This is a genomic window from Fibrobacter sp. UWB11, assembly GCF_900143015.1.
Classification (GTDB): Bacteria; Fibrobacterota; Fibrobacteria; order Fibrobacterales; family Fibrobacteraceae; genus Fibrobacter.
Genome location: NZ_FSRT01000001.1, coordinates 2,059,209 through 2,080,895, shown reverse-complemented (window position 1 = coordinate 2,080,895; position 21,687 = coordinate 2,059,209). Strand labels below are relative to the sequence as shown.

General features: G+C 43.6%; 18 protein-coding genes. 12 read left to right on the top strand and 6 right to left on the bottom strand.

Annotated elements, in window-relative coordinates:
- Positions 1-416: 416 nt before the first annotated feature.
- Both BUQ91_RS08635 and BUQ91_RS08630 read right to left on the bottom strand, forming a co-directional pair.
- Positions 417-1,190 (bottom strand): hypothetical protein, encoded by a 774-nt coding sequence (locus tag BUQ91_RS08635; protein ID WP_074208882.1) that lies wholly within the window; start codon positions 1,188-1,190, stop codon positions 417-419.
- A 151-nt stretch (positions 1,191-1,341) separates the two neighbouring features.
- On the bottom strand, positions 1,342-2,400 hold the full coding sequence (locus tag BUQ91_RS08630) for a hypothetical protein (protein WP_074208881.1): 1,059 nt from the start codon (positions 2,398-2,400) through the stop codon (positions 1,342-1,344).
- 136 nt (positions 2,401-2,536) lie between these two features.
- Between BUQ91_RS08630 and BUQ91_RS08625 the strand changes: the two genes are divergently transcribed.
- The 9 genes from BUQ91_RS08625 (at position 2,537) to BUQ91_RS08585 (ending at position 12,094) form a co-directional block, all read left to right on the top strand.
- The gene (locus BUQ91_RS08625; RefSeq protein ID WP_074208880.1) at positions 2,537-4,099 is read left to right on the top strand and encodes a type I restriction-modification system subunit M; all 1,563 of its coding nucleotides are present in this window, start codon (positions 2,537-2,539) and stop codon (positions 4,097-4,099) included.
- Positions 4,100-4,102: 3 nt separating this feature from the next.
- Positions 4,103-5,113, top strand: a complete 1,011-nt coding sequence (locus tag BUQ91_RS08620) for a GIY-YIG nuclease family protein (protein WP_074208879.1) — start codon at positions 4,103-4,105, stop codon at positions 5,111-5,113.
- Positions 5,110-5,748 (top strand): restriction endonuclease subunit S, encoded by a 639-nt coding sequence (locus tag BUQ91_RS08615; protein WP_074208878.1) that lies wholly within the window; start codon positions 5,110-5,112, stop codon positions 5,746-5,748. The genes BUQ91_RS08620 and BUQ91_RS08615 overlap by 4 nt, the downstream gene beginning before the upstream one ends.
- An 11-nt stretch (positions 5,749-5,759) precedes the next feature.
- The gene (locus tag BUQ91_RS08610; protein ID WP_074208877.1) at positions 5,760-6,266 is read left to right on the top strand and encodes a restriction endonuclease subunit S; all 507 of its coding nucleotides are present in this window, start codon (positions 5,760-5,762) and stop codon (positions 6,264-6,266) included.
- Positions 6,267-6,331: 65 nt separating this feature from the next.
- Positions 6,332-6,928 carry a restriction endonuclease subunit S gene (locus tag BUQ91_RS08605; protein WP_074208876.1) on the top strand — a complete coding sequence of 199 codons (597 nt, stop codon included), beginning with the start codon at positions 6,332-6,334 and terminating at the stop codon, positions 6,926-6,928.
- 108 nt (positions 6,929-7,036) lie between these two features.
- On the top strand, positions 7,037-7,270 hold the full coding sequence (locus BUQ91_RS08600; protein WP_074208875.1) for a hypothetical protein: 234 nt from the start codon (positions 7,037-7,039) through the stop codon (positions 7,268-7,270).
- Entirely contained in the window at positions 7,267-8,043 is a 777-nt protein-coding gene (locus tag BUQ91_RS08595) for a zeta toxin family protein (protein WP_074208874.1), read from the top strand. The genes BUQ91_RS08600 and BUQ91_RS08595 overlap by 4 nt, the downstream gene beginning before the upstream one ends.
- Positions 8,036-11,308: a type I restriction endonuclease subunit R gene (locus BUQ91_RS08590; protein WP_074208873.1), complete on the top strand. Its 3,273-nt coding sequence runs from the start codon at positions 8,036-8,038 to the stop codon at positions 11,306-11,308. Before BUQ91_RS08595 ends, BUQ91_RS08590 begins: the two co-directional genes overlap by 8 nt.
- Positions 11,309-11,326: 18 nt before the next feature.
- Positions 11,327-12,094, top strand: a complete 768-nt coding sequence (locus BUQ91_RS08585) for a hypothetical protein (RefSeq protein WP_074208872.1) — start codon at positions 11,327-11,329, stop codon at positions 12,092-12,094.
- A 293-nt stretch (positions 12,095-12,387) separates the two neighbouring features.
- On the opposite strand, the gene rbr is transcribed toward BUQ91_RS08585, so the two are convergent.
- Positions 12,388-12,927, bottom strand: a complete 540-nt coding sequence (gene rbr, locus BUQ91_RS08580; RefSeq protein ID WP_074208871.1) for a rubrerythrin — start codon at positions 12,925-12,927, stop codon at positions 12,388-12,390.
- Between the two features lie 308 nt (positions 12,928-13,235).
- On the opposite strand from rbr, the gene BUQ91_RS08570 reads away from it, so the two are divergent.
- The 3 genes from BUQ91_RS08570 to cysK all read left to right on the top strand — a co-directional run bounded on the left by BUQ91_RS08570 (position 13,236) and on the right by cysK (position 16,425).
- Positions 13,236-14,069 carry a TIGR02147 family protein gene (locus BUQ91_RS08570; RefSeq protein ID WP_074208869.1) on the top strand — a complete coding sequence of 278 codons (834 nt, stop codon included), beginning with the start codon at positions 13,236-13,238 and terminating at the stop codon, positions 14,067-14,069.
- Positions 14,062-15,330: a hypothetical protein gene (locus tag BUQ91_RS08565; RefSeq protein WP_074208868.1), complete on the top strand. Its 1,269-nt coding sequence runs from the start codon at positions 14,062-14,064 to the stop codon at positions 15,328-15,330. The genes BUQ91_RS08570 and BUQ91_RS08565 overlap by 8 nt, the downstream gene beginning before the upstream one ends.
- 174 nt (positions 15,331-15,504) lie before the next feature.
- Complete coding sequence (gene cysK / locus BUQ91_RS08560) at positions 15,505-16,425, top strand: cysteine synthase A (protein WP_074208867.1); 921 nt, start codon at positions 15,505-15,507, stop codon at positions 16,423-16,425.
- A gap of 81 nt (positions 16,426-16,506) precedes the next feature.
- Here cysK and BUQ91_RS08555 read toward each other — a convergent pair whose 3' ends face one another.
- The 3 genes from BUQ91_RS08555 to BUQ91_RS08545 form a co-directional block, all read right to left on the bottom strand.
- Positions 16,507-18,345, bottom strand: coding sequence for a CotH kinase family protein (locus BUQ91_RS08555; protein ID WP_083601181.1), 1,839 nt, complete (start codon positions 18,343-18,345; stop codon positions 16,507-16,509).
- Positions 18,346-18,537: 192 nt separating this feature from the next.
- Positions 18,538-20,376, bottom strand: coding sequence for a CotH kinase family protein (locus BUQ91_RS08550; RefSeq protein ID WP_074208966.1), 1,839 nt, complete (start codon positions 20,374-20,376; stop codon positions 18,538-18,540).
- Between the two features lie 153 nt (positions 20,377-20,529).
- A complete protein-coding gene (locus BUQ91_RS08545) occupies positions 20,530-21,633 on the bottom strand; it encodes a TrmH family RNA methyltransferase (protein ID WP_074208866.1) in 1,104 nt (367 codons plus the stop codon).
- Between the last annotated feature and the right edge of the window lie 54 nt (positions 21,634-21,687).

Here is a 21,687-nt window from a genome sequence, read left to right as displayed (position 1 = left end):
TTTTCCCACCAAATACTCCGCCGTTTCAAACTTTTTTGAGCTATCTGGAAATTCTGGATAGTTGGAGAAAAAATTTTGTTTTAAGGGACACTAAAAGGGACTTTTTAAAGGACATTTAATGTGCCAAATAATCTGCCATTGTAACGGTTCATTAAGTTTCTTTTTCACTATTATTCGTGCCTTTATGCGAATTTTACAATTTTAATGTATCGCTAAATATGCCATTTAATGTGCCGTTTAGAGGGACATTTTGGGGGACATTTTGAGGGACATTTTGAGGTGCAAGAGGGGGAGGTTTCCCCCTGTCTTCAGCCCCGTTACGCTGAGTTTGGAACTTGCCCCGGACTTGTTCCGTGGCTATCCTTTCGTCTAATGGCTCCCTCCCCTCAAAACATATCACTTCATTCAACATATGTCTATCTAAAAAAAAGACCCTTACTTTTAAAATGCGAGCTAGAAGGATGCGAAGAAAAAAGTAAATCAACATTTGGATTTAATTCCCAAATAGCATCCAAAGATATTTGTACCAAAACATTTAACGCTTTCAAATATTTAGGATTTTGGCGATTTCCTTTTACTCGTTTACGACGATTAATATAAGACCTGATATTTTTTGCACAACCCGTGCAAGCGTTAATTACTGCAAACGGGCTTAGTTTTCTCATTCTTTTTTCAAAATCATCTTTTCCAAATTCATTCCAAACTTTCCTAAACAATTCGTTTCGTTCTTTTTGTTTTATGGGATCTTTGTTATTACTACACTGATAAGAAACAGCTTCAACAACATCCAATAAAACTTTAGGAGGAAGGTTTTTAGAAGGCTTTTGGTTATGATATGCTTCAATCAACAAATTTATTATATCGTTATCGATAGAGTCTCCTGTAGGACCATTTGCTGGGCGAATCGCCCTCTTTGTAGATTGATTATATTCATGTTTGTGTGGAGACTCTAAAACAAGAACAACTCGAGGTAGCTTTTGATGGGCTGATATACATTTTTCCCATTTTCTACTCCTTAAATTAGCGACACCTCTACAAGCGTCTAGACAAGGATGATTTGTAAAACACGGTTCATCTACATAAACAGTTTCACAAAGTTCTTTAAATATTATACAATGTAAATTTCTATTCATGTTTTCCCGTCCTGTTTTTCTTTCAAATTTTTTTTTATTTATCTTTTTATTCTTCAAAATTTTTTAATCTTTCCAATTTTTCTACATCTGCCAAACAAAAAAAGCAAACAGAAAAATCTCCATTTTTTTTGCTCAATACAGGAAACATTAAAACTTGAAGATTTATAGCAAGGTAATTGACTCATCGACATTCTTTCATCTACGTTGGCTACATTACTTGTGACACAAGCAACAATCCCTCATGCAATATTGACATTAATTCTGTAAATTCATCTCTGTTATTAAAAAACTTGGTCGTTAACGTAGATTCATGAGAACACTTGTTTCTTATGTGCCTGCAAAGAAATAAAATCCCACCATATTTTTTGTTATCATCGCTACCATATCCAACAACTGTATTCTTTAAAGTTGTCAAATTCGCCATAAAACCACTTGCACTATCAATATTTCGCGCACCACCGACACTATTATTCATATCATTTTCCACACTCCCCATCCCTGAATAATTGGGTTGTAGATTTTGAATCATTTGACTTATCATTCCTGTTGGAACACCCTTACGAACACATAATTGAGACAGTTCCTTTTCAAAATTTTTTGCAGTAAATTGAATTATATTTAAACATTCGTGATAAGCCGTATCCGACAAGGGGAGATCATCTAAAAATTGATACGTATATCCCCATTTATACAAAAGAATAACATTTGCATCCGTATGATTCAGCGAAAGAGAGCCTGTTTTGCTCGTAAGGTTTTTTGACGGAAATAATGTTTCCGCCCTTGTAAGATATCCAGAAAAAGTTGCCCATTTTGATATCTGTTGATGTAAAATCCCTGTCGTTATCTTTTCTAGCTCTACCAAGCACCCACTGTAGTTTTTTTGAGTAAAATAAATAAAGGCAAGATGCAAATGATAATCGTCGGTATCGTAATCAAGCCTAGATTGGATAATTTTTTCGTCAAAATAATCTTTAATTTCTTCTAAAATGGCAGGAGATGTGGCCCTAAAAAAAATCAAAGGCCAAACACTATTTCCAAAGACTTTTGGATCCTTAGTCAAACCACATGCATAATCATCAATGTCTTTTTTTATAGGAAACGTGATGCTATTTTTCACATTTGTGTAAAATTTACTTAAATTATCCATTTTTTCCTCTATACCCCTACCAGAATAACCATCCCTAGTAAAGGCGCTTTGCCTCAAAAAACAAATCGCATCGCGAAGTGAAGCATTCTCCAGCCATGCGCCCTTATAAACCACAACCATATTATAAACAAATTATATCAAAAAGTTTTTTATTTTTTACTTTTTTTCAAAAAAACAACAAATCGCCGATTTTCGACAATTTCCGCCTCACCTTTTTTGTTTATATTTTCCTTAAAACCCCTCCTATAGGTTCAAAATGGCCGACAACAAGAAAGAGATTGAACGGGCGGAGCTGCACCGCACCATCTGGAACATCGCAAACGATCTTCGTGGCTCAGTTGATGGTTGGGATTTCAAGCAGTATGTGCTGGGAATGCTCTTTTACCGCTACATTTCCGAAAATCTGACGAATTACATCAACCAGTACCAGTGGGAAGCCGGCGAGAAGGACTTTGACTACGCCGACATTTCCGACAAGGAAGCGAAGCAGATCAAGGACGACATGGTCAGCGAGAAGGGGTTCTTCATGCTTCCGAGCCAGCTTTTCTGCAATGTTCTGAAAAAGGCTGCAGAAGATGAAAACCTAAACATGACCCTGGAAAGCGTTTTCAAGTACGTTGAAAATTCTGCAAAAGGAAGTGATTCTGAAGAAAACTTTTCAGGTCTTTTTGACGACTTTGATGTTAACAGCAATAAGTTGGGCAAGACTGTCGCTCAGAAATGCGACAAACTCGTTAAGTTGATGAATGGTGTTGCTCAAATGAATTTGGGCAACTACCAAGACAACACTATCGATGCTTTCGGTGACGCTTACGAATTTTTAATGGGCATGTATGCCAGCAACGCAGGCAAGTCGGGTGGCGAATACTTTACGCCGCAAGAAGTTTCTGAACTACTTGTGAGAATCGCTGTTCATGGCAAAAAGAACATCAAAAAGATTTATGACCCGGCAAGTGGCTCAGGCTCTTTGCTGCTCAAAGCGCGCAAGATTCTTGGACCTAACGGCGTGCGTCAGGGATTCTTCGGTCAAGAAATCAATATCACGACCTACAACCTTTGCCGAATTAACATGTTCTTGCATGATGTAGGCTACGACAAGTTTGATATCGCACTTGGCGACACGCTTACAGATCCGAAACATTGGGATGACGAGCCCTTTGAAGCGATTGTTTCCAATCCGCCATATTCCATCAAGTGGGCTGGCGATAGCGATGCGACTTTGATTAACGACCCGCGTTATGCGCCCGCAGGCGTTCTTGCGCCGAAATCGAAAGCGGACCTTGCATTTGTAATGCATATTCTCAAATGGCTTTCTACCGATGGTACCGCCGCAGTGGTGTGTTTCCCGGGCATTATGTATCGCGGTGGAGCTGAGCAAAAGATTCGCCAGTATCTTGTAGATAATAACTTCGTTGATTGCGTTATCCAGTTGCCCGACAATCTGTTCTTTGGAACAAGTATTGCAACATGCATTATGGTTCTGAAGAAGAACAAGGCCGATAACAAGATTTTGTTCCTTGACGCAAGCGCCGAATGCATCAAGGTCACAAATTCCAACAAGTTGACAGACGACAACATCCAGAATATCGAAAACAACTGGGCGGAGCGCAAAAACAAGAAGCACATTGCGAAATTGGTAGCTATCGACGATGTGGCCGAACAGGATTACAACCTTTCTGTTTCGACCTATGTGGAGCAAAAGGATACTCGCGAAAAGGTGGACATCGTTCAGCTAAACAAGGAAATTGCGGAGATTGTCAAGCACGAAGACGAATTACGCAAGGCAATCAACAAGATTATCGCCGATTTGGAGAAATAGAAAATGGCAAAAAAATACATATACATTTTCACAAATCCATCTTTCCCCAAATATGTAAAAATAGGCGAAGCTGAAGATCCTCAAAAAAGACTAGCTACAGCGAACGCTTCAACATGGACTCCTAAAGCTTTTCGCATATATGGAACGTACCAAACAGACACAAACAATTCGGACAAGATGCTTCATGATCTCATTGACACATGCACCGATAAACTCCATGTATCAGATAAGATAAATGGTCATTTGCGGAAAAGAGAGTTTTATGAGATGTCTCCCGAACAGGCATGGAATATCTTCAAAAAAATCGCAGAAATTACTAATACAACAAAAAAATTATGGAAAAATGAAAGTTGGACAACTGATGAAATACTGGAAGACATAGACTCAGAAAATGAAGAACATAATGGTGCAATTAATTCGACCAAGCGTTTTAATTTTAAAAAATATGGTATTCCGGTCGGAACATTCATAAAGTTCAAGTACGACAGCTCTATTCAGGCAAAAATTTTATCCGACTCTAATGTTGAATATAAAGGCGAGAGTCTATCACTAAGCAGGCTTGCTGAAAAATTGATGGTAGAGCGAACTGGGAAAAAATGGAAGGGTTACCAAGGGCCAGCTTATTTCACTTATAATGGAATTGTTTTAAAAGATATTAAAGGCAAGATTAGTTCAAAAAAATGCAATAGCATTGCCGTTGAAAGCAAAAAAGGGACGCCCGAAAATAAAAAGCGATTCGATTTTCAAAAAATAGGGATTCCAGTCGGAAGTATTCTAAAATTTAAATACGATGAATCCGTTCAGGTGAAAACTCTATCAAATTCTAATGTTGAATATAAGGGTAAAGAAATCTCATTAAGTAAACTTGCAAAGCAATTGATGTCAAATCGAACCGGAAAAGAATGGAAAACCTGCCAAGGGCCAGCCTACTTTACTTATAAAGGGGTTTTGGTGACTGATGTAAAAAACAAAATCATCAGCAAACATGGGGAAAGTAAGGCAGGTGCAAAATGAGCAAAATTGATGAGATGATTAAGAAGTTTTGCCCGAACGGGGTTGAGTATAAGCCTTTGATTTCCTTTACAAAGGTTTTGCGTGGGCGCAGATTAACAAAAAACCAATTGTCTTTAAACGCCCCATTTCCTGTATTTCACGGAGGATTAGAGCCATTAGGTTTTTATTCTGAAGCGAATCGTCCTGCAAATTCCGTAATGATTATAAATGTCGGCGCATCAGCAGGAACAGTTGGCTTTTGCGATAAAGCGTTCTGGTCTTCAGATGGATGTTTTACTCTTGAATCTTCAGAAAACAATAGTCGCTATCTGTACTACGCAATTCTTTGCCAAGAAGGTTTTCTAAAGTCTCGCGTTCGAAAAGCAGGAATTCCTACACTAGATTCATGCGTTGTTGAAAAACTAATCATTCCTGTTCCTCCTTTAGAAATCCAAGAAGAAATAGTACATATACTAGATAAGTTTACGGAGCTAACAGCGGAGCTAACAGCTCGCAAGAAACAGTATGAATTTTACCGCGACATGATGCTGACATTCAAGACTGATGTTGATTCTATACCTCTTGGAGATTTATTTGAGTTTAAAAATGGACTTTCCAAAGGAAAGGAATTTTTGGGCGAGGAACTCACTTTATAAGCTTTAGTGACGTGTTCAACCACAGATTTCTGCACAAGTCAGATATAAAATCTCTTGTCGAATGCACTGATGAAGAAAAGCAAAAACTTCATGTTGGTAGAGGCGACGTTCTTTTCACACGAACATCAGAAACAGCGGAAGATGTAGGACACGCATCCGTCATGCTTGATGATATTGGCGACTGTGTTTTCAACGGTTTTTCTATTAGAGCAACGCCGAAAACAGATAAATTATTACCCGAATATTGCGCATATTGTTTTGACACATTTTCCTTTAGAACCTATGTTACAAAGAATTGTGGATTTACCACAAGAGCATCTTTAACTGGCGCAACCATTGCAGAGTATAAACTTCCCATTCCGTCTATTGATGTTCAAAAGAGAATTGTCAATGTTCTCGACAACTTTGATGCTGTATGTAACGATCTAAAAATCGGCCTTCCTGCGGAAATTGAAGCAAGAAAGAAGCAATATGAATATTATCGTGATCGATTGCTAGCATTTACCCCCCCCAGGTAAACAATAGTTTACCAAGCGTCCGTTTCGAAGACGAAGTCAAGCTATTCCAGTATGTCTTTGGCTGCGTGACTCTGAAACTAGGCGACATAGCAACTATTATTCGCGGAGGAAACTTCCAGAAAAAAGATTTCTCCGAATCCGGTGTCCCCTGCATTCATTATGGACAAATTTATACCAAGTACGGTTTGTATGCAGACAAAACATTCACCTTCATTAGTGAAACTGCTGCCGCAAAACAAAAATATGCAGAACCAAATGATATCGTGATGGCCGTTACTAGCGAGAATGTTGAAGATGTTTGCAAATGCGTTGCATGGGTTGGTAATGAGAAAATCGCCATCAGCGGACATTCCGCAATAATACACCACAATCAAAATGCGAAATATCTGTCCTATTATTTCCACACATCAATGTCCTTTGAACAGAAAAGAAAACTTGCTCATGGAACCAAGGTTATCGAAGTCACCCCAGACTCGCTAGCAAATATCATTGTTCCTATTCCCTCACTTGCCGAACAGGAGCGCATCGTTGCCATTCTCGACCGATTTGACACGCTTGTCAACGATATTTCACAGGGAATACCCGCCGAAATCGAGGCCAGAAAGAAGCAATATGAATTCTATAGAGATATGTTGCTAACATCCCCAAAAATGGATAAATAGCACTAAATTGGGTAGCATCGAAGAAAAAAAGAGTTTATCTCTCAAAGAATAATATATTTTTTACAGACAGATTGACGGAATTCAACCCTGATACAAAAAAGGTACACCATGGTTTCTACAACGAAAAAAATAATAAAAGAATCATCTACAATAGTGGAACGCCAGCCGATGTATTCTAGGGCTGGTTTTATAGCCTATAAAAAAGCCCTTTCAAGTGGAAGCCCAGTTTGTTTTACTGTAGGGAACGATATTTACATGATGTTCCCAGATAAAACAAAAAAACGCATTGGAAAAGTCAAACGTTCGGTCAAACCAGAAAAAAAGGTCTTTTCTATTATATGAGCACAAAACGTTTTAGAGTTTTTGCAGGGCCAAATGGTTCAGGCAAATCGAGTTTATACGATTATTTGGTGAAAAACAAGTTTTTTTCCGAGAGACTCGATGTCAATGCAGATAAAATCGCCAAAGATCTTGGCAATAAAGGTTTTAATATCAATACTTGGCCTATTTCGTGTAGCATCGCAGAATTTTTGCAATCCGCAAAGGCTAATACCCGTCCAAACAACAACATCAGTTTAAATTATTTACAAGAAAAAATTGCATTCACTAACAGCACTTTTATTTGGAAGGGCCGCAAAAGCTATAAAACAATCAATACTGTTGCCGCATATCTTGTTGATTACTTAACAATGAAAATGTTGGGTACAGATGGGACATTTTTTTATGAAACCGTCTTTTCCCACCAGTCTAAAATTGAATTGATGCAAATTGCCAAGAACAAGGGTTTCAAGGTTTACCTGTATTTTGTTTCTACCAAAAGTTCCAAAATTAATTGGGAACGTGTAAAAAGCCGGGTTAAGCAAGGTGGACACCGGGTTCCTAAGAGCAAGGTCAAAGATAGGTATAAAAAATCATTGCAAAACCTTTATCCCGCACTGAAAGTTGCTGATAGGGTCTATTTCTTTGACAACTCCGAATCGGCTCCTAATCGAGCCTATTTGAATTTTGCTGAATGTCGTAATGGACAAATCAAGATTGAACAATCTTGTGACGAAGTCCCTGCATGGTTTGATACTTATGTCCTACAAGAATTGAAAAAAAATAAGCATGTATAACACAATAGCCCAAACCAGTGAATCCACAGTCGTTGCCGAATACCGACCGATTCGTTCAAAGTCTAATGCCTATCAGAGCGAGGCCGATCTTGAACGTGAATTCATCAAGCAGTTGCAAGCACAGGGCTACGAGTATTTAAAAATCAAATCCGACGCTGATTTAATCGCAAACCTTCGTACTAAAATTGAAATCCTGAACCACTACAAGTTTAGTGACGAAGAATGGAAGCGATTCTATAACCAAGAACTCGCCAACGGCAACCAAGGAAGCGTAGAAAAGACCGCCACCATTCAAGAAGACCATGTAAAGACATTCAAGGATGACCACGGTCGTTCTAAAAACATCACCCTTATCGACAAAAAGAATGTTCACAACAACAGTCTTCAAGTCATTAACCAATACGTCATTGGTGAAGAGCAAGGCGCAAAGCACGATAACCGCTACGACGTAACAATTCTTGTGAACGGGTTCCCACTAGTTCACATAGAACTCAAAAGGCGCGGAATTTCCATCAAGGAAGCGTTCAATCAGATTAACCGTTATCAGAGAGACAGTTTCTGGGCAGGAACTGGGCTTTTCCAGTACATCCAAATATTTGTTATTTCCAACGGAACCGAAACCAAATATTACTCAAACACAACCCGCGACGGGCACTTGAAAGAAATTGCCGGCAGAAAAGGCGAAGTGAAAACGAGTAATAGTTTCGAGTTCACCAGCTACTGGTCTGACGGAAACAACAAAAATATCCGCGACCTTGTTGACTTCACGGCGACATTCTTCGCAAAGCACACTCTTTTAAACGTTCTCACCAAGTACTGCATCTTTACCGAAAAAAGAATGCTCATGGTGATGCGCCCCTATCAAATTACCGCAGCCGAACGCATTCTAGAACGACTCCAAGTTGCAAATACATATAAGAAGATGGGCTCGGTTGATGCAGGCGGTTACATTTGGCATACAACTGGTTCCGGCAAAACGCTCACCAGTTTCAAGACTGCCCTTCTCGCCAAGGACTTACCATTCATTGACAAGGTCCTTTTCGTCGTTGACAGGCAAGATCTGGACTACCAGACAATGCGCGAATACGACAAATTCCAGAAGGGCGCTGCAAACGGAAACAAGTCTACTGCAGTGCTTACGCGGCAACTTGAAAACAGGAACGAAAAAGGCGGCTTCCAGGAATACAAGATTATCGTTACAACGATTCAAAAACTTGGATGCTTTATTAAGCAAAACAAGGCACATGAAATCTATAACAAACATGTCGTCCTGATTTTTGATGAATGCCATAGAAGCCATTTTGGCGAACTGCACCAACGCATTACAAAGACATTCAAGAATTACCACATTTTTGGTTTTACTGGCACACCTATTTTCCCGCAAAATTCTGGAAGTGGGAAATCTCCGCTTTTAAGAACGACACAGCAAGCCTTCGGTGACAAGCTCCACCACTATACAATCGTTAACGCCATCAACGATGGCAACGTTTTGCCCTTCCGCATCGATTACATCAATACAATCAAGGCTAAGAAGGGGCGCGCCGACAAGCAAGTTTCTGCTATTGAAACCGAAAAAACTCTGCTTGATGAAAAGCGTATTAGTGAAGTTGTCAAGTATGTACTGGATCATTTTGACCAGAAGACCAAACGTAATGAAACTTACGCATTGGAAGGCAAACGTCAAAACGGTTTTAATTCCATCTTTGCGACGGCTTCGATTCCTGCTGCAAAACTCTATTATAATGAGTTCAAGAAGCAAATCGCAGAGCGCAAAGCAGGCGAACCCGGCGCTGGGCTTACCATAGCAACCATCTTCAGCTATGCACCAAACGAAGAAGACTCAGGTCTTTTAGCAGAAGAAGACTTTGACACAATGGAGCTGGACCAGAGTTCCCGCGACTTTCTGGAATCCGCAATCTTCGATTACGACAAGACTTTCAAGACCAATTTTAGTGGAAAGAACAAGAACGCTAAGGTTGTCGCAAAGAAAGATGATGCGAGAAAGGGTGGCGACAAATTCGACAACTACTACAAGGATTTGTCGGAAAAGATGAAGACGAGGCAAGTCGACTTGCTTATCGTCGTAAACATGTTCCTTACTGGCTTTGACGCAACTACGCTTAACACGCTGTGGGTTGATAAGAATCTTCGTCAACACGGTCTTTTGCAAGCCTATTCTCGTACAAATCGTATTCTCAATTCCGTCAAGACATTCGGAAACATCATTTGCTTCCGTTCCCTGCAAAAAGAGACAGACGATGCAATCGCTCTATTCGGCGATAAAGACGCCGGCGGCGTAGTCCTCTTGAAAACATTCAAGGACTATTACGAAGGCTATACCGAAAAGGGCAAGCACGTAAAGGGCTACCTCGAAATCGTCGCCGAACTTGAAAGCAAATTCCCGCTAGAACTCCTCAAAAGCGGAGAAATCCTCGGCGAAAAGAAGGAAAAGGAATTTATCCAGTTGTACGGAGCATTGCTCCGCCTCAGGAACATTCTTAGCTGCTTTGACGAATTCAAGGACGACGAATTCTCAGCAAGAGCCTTGCAAGATTATCAAGGCGAATACTTACGGCTCTACGAAAAGTACACCAAGGAAAAGGGCGAGAAAGAAAGCATCAAGGACGATGTTGAATTCGAAATTGAGCTTATCAAACAGGTGGACATCACCATTGATTACATCTTGGAACTCGTCGCAAAGTACCATAAGGGCAACTGCAAAGACAAAACAATTCTTGGCGAAATCAACAAGGCCGTCAACGGATCCATTGAACTTCGCAGCAAGAAAGAACTTATCGAAGCATTTATCGCTCGCGTCAATACCAAAACCAATGTGGATAAGGATTGGCGAGCTTTCGTTCGCGAGCAGCGTGATGCCGACCTGGACAAGCTCATTCAGGAAAATAAGTTGAACGACGAAAAGACCCGCCAATTCCTTGCCGACGCCTTCCACGACGGCACTATGAGCGATATCGGAACAGGCCTCCCCGCCCTAATGCCGAAAAAGAGTCTTTTCGCAAAGAAAACCGAAACTGCTGAAAATCTCAGTGAATTAAAGAACCGCATTTTCGCCTTGCTCAAGGGATTCTTTGACAAATACTTCGGAATCTGCGGCTTTGATGATGATGCAGAAACGCCTAAGTCGGAAAATATAATCGATCTCAGCGACAGCAATATGATTCTGCACGAAGCTGAAGAAGTTGATGATTTGTCGATGTACAAGAATGTGGCGGAAAATAGGAATAAATATTCGTCGCATAAATAGATTGATAAATTTTAAATTATGAAAAAAAAGATTTTTTCTATATCTCTTGCGGTCGTTTTTATCGCATTCTTGCTACCCCTATTTTTAGTTAAGTTATGTGGTGTTGATTTCGAAAAATTAGGACAGTATGGAGATTTTTTCGGTAGTTTTAATGCCCTTGTTTCGTTACTGGCTTTTGGTGGGTTGATTTACACAATTCATTTGCAGAGAAAAGATCTTGAGTTGCAACGAGAGGAACTGAAATTAACACGCGAAGAACTAAAACGTCAAGCGGAAGCTCAAGAAGCGGCTGCGAAAGAACAAGCTAATCAGGTAAAACTTTTAGAGGAACAAATCAACAAGGATATTCGGCCTTATATTAATGCCTATATAGATATTCAAAGTGGTCTATATTTGGTAATAAAGAATATTGGAAAATCAACATGCCGAAAATTTTCGACTACAATTTCTTTTGATGAAAATTCAAATGAAAAACAAGCTCTTATTCATTTAAAACAAAAATTGGAAGCCTCTGTATCGTTTGCGTTGATTCCTGCAGGCGTTGAATTTTTTATTCCTCTTGGCGATAAAAATCTAGATTATAAACATGTTCTTGCTTTAAAAACGCCATTGATCGCTCGGTTCCAATTTGAATTTAATGGTCGCACTGAATGCTTTGAAAATTTATTACAATTTAATGAGATTAGGTCTCATGGTGATAGACTTAATCGTAATTTGAAAAATATTTCTTCAAGTATAGATTGTTTGCGTTCAGAATTAAATTCTATAGCATCTCGTATTCGCTAAATAGTAGATTCTTGGAAACAAGGATTCTCGAAAGAATGCTGTTGCGAAAAAATATCCCGCCACTTGTTGTTTTATCCCGCCATTTAATCCGCCATTTAATCCGCCATTTAATCCGCCAAATGCAAATTTATCCCGCCAATATAAGCGAATAGTGTCGTTATAAGATTTGTAACTGGATTCTTCGGGGCTTTGCCCCTCTGAATGACGAATGGGAGAGGTGTGTCGCTCTTTCTGCAAAAAAAAATACCGCCAACGTTAAGTTGGCGGCTTTCTATCTCAAACAGATTTAATGATTAGAAGTTTTCCTCATGTACTTCAAAGTATGCCTGCGGGTGGGCGCAGACGGGGCAGACTTCCGGGGCCTTGGTGCCCACAACGATGTGTCCGCAGTTGCGACATTCCCAAACCTTGACTTCGCTCTTTTCGAATACCTTAGCCGTTTCTACGTTCTGGAGGAGCTTGCGGTAGCGTTCTTCGTGCATCTTTTCGATGGCGGCGACTTTGCGGAACTTGGCGGCGAGAGCGGTGAAGCCTTCTTCTTCAGCGGTCTTCGCGAAGCCTTCGTACATGTCGGTCCATTCGTAGTTTTCGCCATCAGCGGCAGCTTTCAGGTTCTGGGCGGTATCACCGATGCCTTCGAGTTCCTTGAACCAAAGCTTAGCGTGTTCTTTTTCGTTGTCAGCTGTCTTCTGGAACAAGGCTGCGATCTGTTCGAATCCGTCCTTTTTGGCGCGGCTTGCAAAGTAGGTGTACTTGTTGCGAGCCTGCGATTCGCCGGCGAATGCTGCTTCAAGGTTCTTTTCGGTTTGGGTTCCTGCGTATTTGTTTGCCATAAAAACTCCCTTATTTGATAGGTTTTGTTTCTAATATACCTCTTTTTTGCGGATAATTGCGGTTGTTTTCGGATACTATGGAAAAATATCCTGTATTCTGTTTCTTTGCGGTTTTTCGTCAAATGATACGAAGTGTATCTTTTGGTTTTTAAAAATGAAAATATTCATAAAAAATAGCCGTATTTTTGTAAAAATCTTTAATTTTGTATCATTTTTGTATTGCGTGTGTTCCGTTGAAAATCTAAATTTATTCATGTAAAGCTCGGGATTGAATCCTGTTTACTAACCACCAACCACTAATCACTAACATGAAACCGATAACAGAATATAAGGATTACCGCCTGTACATGCAGGACTTTTACGAAGAGCGTAAAAGGACGAGCGCGTTCTCGTGGCGGGAATTTTCCAAATTGGCGGGATTCAAGTCGCCGGTTTACCTAAAGCTTGTTTGCGAAGGTAAGAGCAGCTTGAGTCTCGTCAAGATGGATCAAGTCGCGCATGCGATGGGGCTTGTGGGGCACGAGTTTGCGTATTTCACGCAAATGGTCAAGTTCGGCAATGCCACGAAAGACTCTGTGAAAAAAGAGGCGCTCCTTGAAATGCAGAAGATTGCGCGGGAACACAAAGTGCGTGTTGTCGATGCCGAAGCATTTCGATTTTACGATTCTTGGAAAAATCCGACGATTCGCGAACTTGCTCCGATGATGCCCGGAAAGCGTCCGCTGGAAATGGCGAAAACTTGCCATCAGGTGATTTCTGCAGAACAGGTGCGTGATTCGCTTGCGTTCCTCGTGCAGACGGGTTTTCTCAAGCGCGAGGCGGAACATACATACGTGCAAACCGAAAAGACGGTAATCGGTTCCAAGGAGTCAGTGCCTATTGCGATTCGTGCGATGCACAAGGAAATGGCTTCGCTTGCAAGAATGGCTATAGACAAGTTTCCTTCGGAAGAACGCCATATTACGGGTGTAACACTTGGACTTTGCGAAGAGGCTTACGCCCGCATTTCGCAGGAAATGGATGTGTTTATCCGAAAGGCGGTGAGTATCGCGGCGGAATATGAAAATCTCAATCAAGTTTATCGACTGAATCTTCAGTTGTTCCCTTTAACAAAAAAGGTCGAGGAGGAATCCCATGAATAACGTAATTAAATTCACTATGGCGGCAGGGCTCCTTGCCTTGGCTGCTTGTTCCGATGACTCGGTGAGTGGTGCTGCGATTGAGCCGAGTACCATGGCGAATAACAGTAGCTCGTCGGATGGTGCAAACAATAGCAGTTCTTCGGTGGTTTCATCGAGTTCAATTTCTAGCAGTAGCTCGAATGTTGGAGAATATTTTATTGAATTTACGACAAAACCAACGCAGGTAATGGCTCTTACTCATGGCGAGGCCTCCGTCTATGGCGAAGAATTTGGTGCCGAAGCTCAGTGCTCTGCTGGGTATAGGAGTTATCTAGCTCGGTTCAATGTTGACTATGCTCATATGTTTGTAAAGTCGATGATGATATCAGGCTTTGACGATGCTTGTGATAGTATTTATGATAAGTTTAAAAACTCATGCGCTTCTGGAATTATCGTTGATTCTGAGCGCCATCCTGAAGGTGCTTGCAATAAAGGCAGATTTAAAGCATTTTGTTATTTGTCAAAGACTGATTCAGTAACAGTTTGCAGTAATGGACAAGATTGCGAAACAAAAGGTCCTGTTGCTGAGGTTGTATTCGATTCAATCGTGACGGATTTCTTGAGAGAATCTCGTGAAGCCTGTGACAATATTGCTGTTGGTATTGATACGACCGCTATGCAACATGACTTGCCTTCAATGCCTGCTGTGGGTATCGATACAAGCGCGAATCGTTCTTTTATCATAAAGCCGAATGTCGAAACATTGAATGTCTCTGATGATGAGCGTGCTGTATTGGATAGCCTTGCGATGGCTTATCCCTCAAAATCTGTAGTAAGTGCAACTAATGATTTGCGCATCTATAGTGCGGCGAAGTATGTTTTTAAAACTTCTCCAGAAAAGTATAATGTACGTCCTCGTTGCGATGTCAGTGTATATAGCGAAGAACAAGGGCTAATGCTTAATGTTGATTTGTCTATGGAAAATCGTCTTGAAAATACGATTCTTAGTGTCTCTGATTCTGTAATACTTTATATGGTGTCAGGCGGTTTAAATTCGCCTTTGTATAAAGAATATGCTGAAACTTTGTTCAGAACGGAGTGCGAAGCGACGGCGGGTTCGTTCTATAATTATCCTTCATCGGAAATGTTCCTGACGTTGCAGAATTTAGCAATGGCTTGTGCCGTCAAAAATTTCTCGGGCATCACGCTCGAAGCGATTCTTGGCCAGCAGGCGAATTTATGCGTGAATAAGTCGACTCTTGTCCAAGCTGTTCTAGATTAATATATTCTCGGATTCTGTCGTTCTGGAGGGTGAGTATCATCCGATAGAATCCATTGCGACAAAATCATTCGTCACCCTGTCCCGGAACAAACGTCCGGGATAAACTCCGGCGAGGGGCTTAAAACATCAAAAAAATACTAGATTGTTCTCCGTACAGTACGGAGAACTTTTTTTATGGCTATTTATAACAACATTCTCGAAACGATTGGCAATACACCGCTTGTTCGCATCAACAAGCTCAACAAGGGCGATGCCGAAGTCTATGTCAAACTCGAAATGTTCAACCCGCTCGGTAGCGCAAAAGACCGCGTAGCGCTCAACATGATTGAACGTGCCGAACAGGAAGGCAAGCTCAAGCCGGGTGCGCTTATCATCGAACCGACGAGCGGTAACACAGGCGTTGGTCTTGCTTATGTCGGTGCAGTCAAGGGCTACAAGGTGGTGCTCACGATGCCGGATTCCATGAGCATGGAACGCCGTATGCTTTTGAAGTCGCTCGGTGCCGAAGTGGTGCTTACCGAAGGTGCTAAGGGCATGGCGGGCTGCATCGCAAAGGCGAACGAAATCGCTGCCGCTAATCCGGGGAGTTTTATTCCGCAGCAGTTCGACAATCCGGCAAATCCCGAAGCGCATTACCTCACGACCGGTCCAGAAATTTGGCGCGATACGGATGGCAAGGTGGATGTGTTCATTGCGACTGCTGGCACGGGTGGAACTGTTTCTGGCACGGCAAAGTTCCTCAAGGAAAAGAATCCGAGCATCTACGTAATCGCAATTGAACCGGACGATTCTCCAATGATTTCTAAGGGTTATGCAGGGCCGCACAAGATTCAGGGCATCGGTGCAAACTTTGTTCCAAAGAATTACGACCCGAAGGTGATTGACGAAGTGTACCTCACGAGTACCGAAAAGGCTGGGAACGCCGCACGCGCTGCCGCTGCCGAAGAAGGAATCTTCGTCGGGATTTCGTCGGGTGCCGCTCTCGAATGCGCTCTTACTGTCGCAAAACGCCCGGAATTCAAGGGTAAGCGCATTGTCGCAGTGCTCCCGGATACTGGCGAACGTTACCTCAGCACTTGGCTCTGGAACACGTAAATCCGCGCCTTTAAGAAAAAGGAAAATGCCGACTCATTGGTGAGCCGGCATTTCTATTAAGTGAGGAATTCAATTAGAAGTTTATCTTGAAAGCATCTTGCCATTAAGAGTTGCAATCCAATGTTTGTCTCTTGCCTTGGCAGGAACTTCCAAAGTAGTCTTTCCCTTTTCAACTCGTGTCTTGTACAAAACTGCACCGTTCAAATCGATAATGGCGAATGTTCCACCGATATCTGTGTTGACTTCGAGGTAATTGCCGATGACAACAAAGAAGTTTGTCGGAGAGAGTCTGCTCCACTCATCCATGTGGATGTTCATCGGAATCGTATCGCCATTGTCCCTTTCGTCATTTTGCCAGTCAGGTTCGTGGATAATCGGTTCCGTGACGATGGCCTGTGCCGGTTCCTTGAAACCAAGCTGTTGGTCCATCCACTGCATTCTTTCTTTCATCTTCTTGCGGAGATGTTCCACTTCGCCATCCCAAGTGGTTGCATTGTAGCCACCCATAGGCATGCCAAAGCCACCGCCACTGCTGCTATTGCAGTATTTCATTGGCTGCGGGTCCGCATCGTTCTGACCGCTTGATTTGCCCAAGTTCGGCCAACGTTTGAAGTTTCTGTCGGCTGCGTTCTTGAGGTACGTCTTCATGGAATCGAGGTAGAGATCCAAAGTCTTGGTGTGCCAAACGCCACTGCGGAGTTCTGCCCAACGTTCCTTCAGCTCCTTCTGGTAATCGTTGTCCTTCCACATTTTGAGGAGCCAGTTCGGAGCCTTCAAGGAGCCTCCGCCCATGCCCATCATGCCGCCGCCAGCTTTGCTCGAATTTTCGATTTGCCAGCCGGTTGTACCCGAGCTTCCAAAGCCGCCTCCGAATCCACCGCCAAAGCCGCCGCCACCGCCGCCTTGGCCACCACCATTTTCGGGCTGGCTACCATTGCTCATAGCGAGGTTGAAGTCCCACGGAGGGCCAAGAGTGACTTTGCCTTCTTTAAATTCCTTGCCGTTCTTGCCTCCCTTGTCCTTGGGTTTGTGCAAGAAGAAGCTGCACCAGTAGGAGTCTGCGTTGTTCGTCACTTCCTGATGCAAAACATAGTCTACAGCAGAGCCTACGTCGACGTACTTGTCGTAGCCCTTTCCGCTACCGCCATTCTTGAACAAACCTTCAAGATCGTTCAAGTACTTTTTCAGGTATTCTTCCTGTTGCTTTTGGAGGTTTGCTTTTTTGGGGTAGTGCATAATGACGTTCAAACCATCGGAGGTATTGAAACCTTCGGCCTGAATACCGCCCTGGTTATTGCTACCGCCGCCACCCGTGTTGGTGCCGACCTTGTCGAATGCCCAAATGTAGCCGCCCGTGAGGCTATCGCCTGCGATGTCGGTTTCTTTAAGCTTGCTCACGTTGACGCGGTACTTGCCGCGTTTGATTTTTTCGACCATCACGTACACGCCACGGTACACACCGTTGATGTAAAGGTCAAAATGCTTGGTACGCGGGGCGTAACGGCCTGCTTGTCTAAAGAGCCAGTAGGCGAGCGCGTTACGTAATAAACTTTTGTCTACATAAGGACCATGGAATACCCAGTCGTCTGCAGGCGGGAGGTTGAACATGCTGACGTCCTTGCCTTCGCCTTTTTCATCGCGAACTTCAACGCTGTAGCCGGGCTTCGGGAACATAGCGGAAGACTGTCCTCTGACCTTGATGCCGATATCGTAGAGAGTGCCCTTGGCACTGTCTGCAACGTTGTTCGTTTTCCCGTCAAGAACCTTCATGGTTGCGGGAATTTTTTCGGTGACATTTTTGTCAAGGCATTTTTGCTTGGTGTCAACGAAAATAATGGGTAAGTCATAAGTCTGTGCAAACAAAGGCACAGATATTGCGTAGATTAGCGCGCAGAGTAGTTTTTTAGGTTTGATTGACATGCGGATACTCCTTAGGCAATACTCCTTATCGTAATCTATATGAATTGTCAATAGAGGGATATGTTTATTGCGTGTTGCTCGATGAAAGTGTTGAGAGTTTGACATTTTTCAAATGGGCTGAAATTTGCCAATATTTCTCAAAAAAAGCATCCCGTTTAGGGATGCTCTTTGTAATCACAATTTACGGATTGGTTAGCGATTCATCATCTTGCCGTTAAGGGTTGCTATCCAATGCTTGTTCCTTGCCTTGGACGGAATCTCCACCGTAGTTACCCCGGTCTTGATTTGGGTCTTGTACAGAACAGCTCCGTTCAGGTCGATAAGGGCAAATGTTCCACCGATATCTGTTTGAATTTCAAGCATGTTGCCATTAACCTCAAAGTAGTTTGTCGGTGATAGTCTGCCTAATTTGCTTATTCGTATTGTTTCCTTTTGCTTTTGCTTTTCTTCTTCTTCCTTTTGCCAATCGGGTTCATGGATAATCGGTTCTGTTACGATGGCTTGGGCCGGTTCGGTAAATCCGAGTTGCTGGTCCATCCAGGCCATTCTTTCTTTCATCTTCTTGCGGAGATGTTCGAATTCGCCGTCCCAGGTTGTTGCATTGTAGCCGCCCATGGGCATGTTCATATTCCACATGCCGCCGCCGCCACCGCCTTGGTTGCAGAATTTCATTGGCTCTGGATCGTTGTCGCCCTGACCGCTAGATTTACCCAAGTTCGGCCAGCGTTTGAAGTTTCTGTCGGCGGCACTCTTCAGGTACGTCTTCATGGAATCCAGATACTTGTCCATGGTCTTGGTGTGCCACACGCCGCTGCGAAGTTCCGCCCAGCGTTTTTTGAGTTCGCTTTGGTAGTGGCTGTCCTTCCACATGCCAAGGAGCCAGTTCGGAGCCTTCAAGGAGCTGCCCATCATGCCTTGGCCACTTTTCATGCTGTTTTCAATTTGCCATCCGTTGCCCGAACTGGTGAAGCCGCCCATGCCGCCGCCAAATCCGCCGCCCCACATGCCGCCGCCCTGGTTCCAGCCACCTTGACCACCTTGGCCGCCGCCGTTTTCAGGCTGGGAGCCGTTGCTCATGGCGAGGTTGAAATCCCAAGCGGGGCCGAGCGTTACTTTGCCTTCGGTCTTGACTCCGTTCGAGTCTATCTTGTCCTTGGGTTTGTGCAAGAAGAAACTGCACCAGTAGGAGTCCGCGTTGTTGGTCACTTCTTCGTGCAACACGTAGTCCAGCGCAGAAGTCATATCGACGTATTTTTCATACCCCTGACCGTTCTTGCCGTTCTTGAACAGGCCTTCAAGATCGTTCAAGTACTTTTTCAGGTAGGCTTCCTGCTCACTCTTGATGTTTTCCTTCTTGGGATAGTGCAAAATGACATTCAAACCGTCGGAGGTGCTGAAACCTTCCTTTTCGATGGGACCATTGCCTGCGCCACCCGTGTTAGTTCCCGTTTTGTCGAAAGCCCAAATATAGCCGCCAGTCACTTCTTCGCCGCTGATATCTGTTTCTTTGAGCTTGCTAACATTGACGCGGTATTTGTCACGCTTGATTTTTTCGAGAAGCACATAGACTCCGCGATAGACCCCGTTGATGTACAGGTCGAAATGCTTGCTACGCGGGCTGTAATGGCCTGCCTGCCTAAAGAGCCAGTGTGCAAGTGCGTTACGCACCAAGCTCTTGTCAACATACGGACCATGGAAAACCCAGTCGTCAGAAGGAGGCAGCCCGAACAGGCTTACATCCTTGCCTTCTCCCTTTTCGTCACGTACTTCCACGCCGTAACCTGGCTTGGGGAACAAAGCCGAGGATTGTCCACGGACTTTTATGCCAATATCGTAACGTGTTCCTTTGGCACTATCAGCCACGTTATTCGTCTTTCCGTCCAGTACTTTCATTGTGGCCGGAATTTTTTCTGTGACTTTGCTGTCTAGGCATCTTCCTTTAGTGTCAACGAATACTATTGGTAAATCGTATGTTTGCGCGAGCGAAAGGCCCGCCGCAAAACTACACGACAAAGCGAGTTTTTTTATCATAGCACAATCCACATTCCTTTTTTTGCTAGCTATAAAAATAAATGCACCCATAGGAAATGGGTGCGTTTATTTATGTTTACACGTTGTTCTTGTTTACAACTTTACAACGCGGATTTTCAACGGAAAATGGCGCTTTTTGAATAAAAACGGCAATTATGCTTTTATTCTCAATCTTGCGTATTCGTAAAGACCGAGTGAGAGGGCTACTGATGCATTATATGAATGAGCTTCGGGCTTCATCGGGATGCGGAGCACTGCGTCGCACTGCTTCTTGATGAACGGGGGGAGGCCCACGTCTTCGCCACCGACGGCAAGCACCACGTGGTCTGCAAAGTCGAAACCAGCAAGGTTTGTTTCGGTGTCGGCATCGAGTCCCAAAATCTGGTAACCGGCCATCTTGAGTTCGCCAATGGCTCCTTCGAGATTGTCCGGACGGCAGATGCGGAGCTTTTCGAGGGCGCCTGCAGATGTACGGGCGACGCTCGGTGTAATGCCGCACATGCCCTTCGCGGGGAGGAGCAAAATGTCGACTCCCAGGGCAAGAGAACTGCGGATGCAAGCGCCAAGGTTACGCGGGTCTTCGATGTTGGTTGCAACAGCGATAAGTTTCTTTTCGCCGGTATCACGGGCCTTGAAGAATTCTTCGCGGACATCCATCCAGTTGAGGAGTTCCTTCTCGTTCATGAGGGCTACAACGCCGTGGTTCGGGCGGGCGTAGCTATCGAGAATCTTGGAATCGACCTGCTGAACGTGCACATGGGCGCGTTTGGCAAGCTTCTGGAGTTCATAGAGCTTCGGGTTGCCGGACTTGTGCATAAAGAGCACGCGGTGGACCTGCAACGGGCTCTTGTTCAAAAGTTCTTCAACTTCCTTGATCCCTCCAACTGCGACTTGCGGTGCTGCATCGGCATCGCCAACTGCCGGTACGACGCCTTCTGGAACTGCGCGGTTTTCATTAAAACCGCGGCGCTCGCTGTTGAAATCGCGACGGTCGTCAAAGGTGGGGCGGTCGTTCAAATTGCGGCGTTCTGCGCGTTCTTCGAATCGGCTCGGACGGTTGGCGAAATTGTCGCGGTCGCGACGGAGGTGTGCCTGGCTTCCGATGCCTCCACGGCGTTCCGTGCGGCTTGCCGGTTCGTCGTCCGGGTGTTCGCGGTTGAACTTGTTTTCGTCAAAATTCGGGCGCGGGGAGCGGCCAAAGTTGCGCTTGCGATCGTTGCCAAAACCGCGACGGCTGTCGTCATTGTTGAAACTCATTTTCTGGATTCTCCATGAAAAGGTTTAAATTGTCATGCCCACCGCTGAGCGGGC

Excerpts from the sequence above, each read along its gene's own strand:
- BUQ91_RS08630 (WP_074208881.1), bottom strand. The coding sequence starts at position 2,400 with ATGGTTGTGGTTTATAAGGGCGCATGGCTGGAGAATGCTTCACTTCGC.
- BUQ91_RS08625 (WP_074208880.1), top strand. The coding sequence starts at position 2,537 with ATGGCCGACAACAAGAAAGAGATTGAACGGGCGGAGCTGCACCGCACC.
- BUQ91_RS08620 (WP_074208879.1), top strand. The coding sequence starts at position 4,103 with ATGGCAAAAAAATACATATACATTTTCACAAATCCATCTTTCCCCAAA.
- BUQ91_RS08615 (WP_074208878.1), top strand. The coding sequence starts at position 5,110 with ATGAGCAAAATTGATGAGATGATTAAGAAGTTTTGCCCGAACGGGGTT.
- BUQ91_RS08600 (WP_074208875.1), top strand. The coding sequence starts at position 7,037 with ATGGTTTCTACAACGAAAAAAATAATAAAAGAATCATCTACAATAGTG.
- BUQ91_RS08595 (WP_074208874.1), top strand. The coding sequence starts at position 7,267 with ATGAGCACAAAACGTTTTAGAGTTTTTGCAGGGCCAAATGGTTCAGGC.
- BUQ91_RS08590 (WP_074208873.1), top strand. The coding sequence starts at position 8,036 with ATGTATAACACAATAGCCCAAACCAGTGAATCCACAGTCGTTGCCGAA.
- BUQ91_RS08585 (WP_074208872.1), top strand. The coding sequence starts at position 11,327 with ATGAAAAAAAAGATTTTTTCTATATCTCTTGCGGTCGTTTTTATCGCA.
- rbr (WP_074208871.1), bottom strand. The coding sequence starts at position 12,927 with ATGGCAAACAAATACGCAGGAACCCAAACCGAAAAGAACCTTGAAGCA.
- BUQ91_RS08570 (WP_074208869.1), top strand. The coding sequence starts at position 13,236 with ATGAAACCGATAACAGAATATAAGGATTACCGCCTGTACATGCAGGAC.
- BUQ91_RS08565 (WP_074208868.1), top strand. The coding sequence starts at position 14,062 with ATGAATAACGTAATTAAATTCACTATGGCGGCAGGGCTCCTTGCCTTG.
- cysK (WP_074208867.1), top strand. The coding sequence starts at position 15,505 with ATGGCTATTTATAACAACATTCTCGAAACGATTGGCAATACACCGCTT.
- BUQ91_RS08555 (WP_083601181.1), bottom strand. The coding sequence starts at position 18,345 with ATGTCAATCAAACCTAAAAAACTACTCTGCGCGCTAATCTACGCAATA.
- BUQ91_RS08550 (WP_074208966.1), bottom strand. The coding sequence starts at position 20,376 with ATGATAAAAAAACTCGCTTTGTCGTGTAGTTTTGCGGCGGGCCTTTCG.
- BUQ91_RS08545 (WP_074208866.1), bottom strand. The coding sequence starts at position 21,633 with ATGAGTTTCAACAATGACGACAGCCGTCGCGGTTTTGGCAACGATCGC.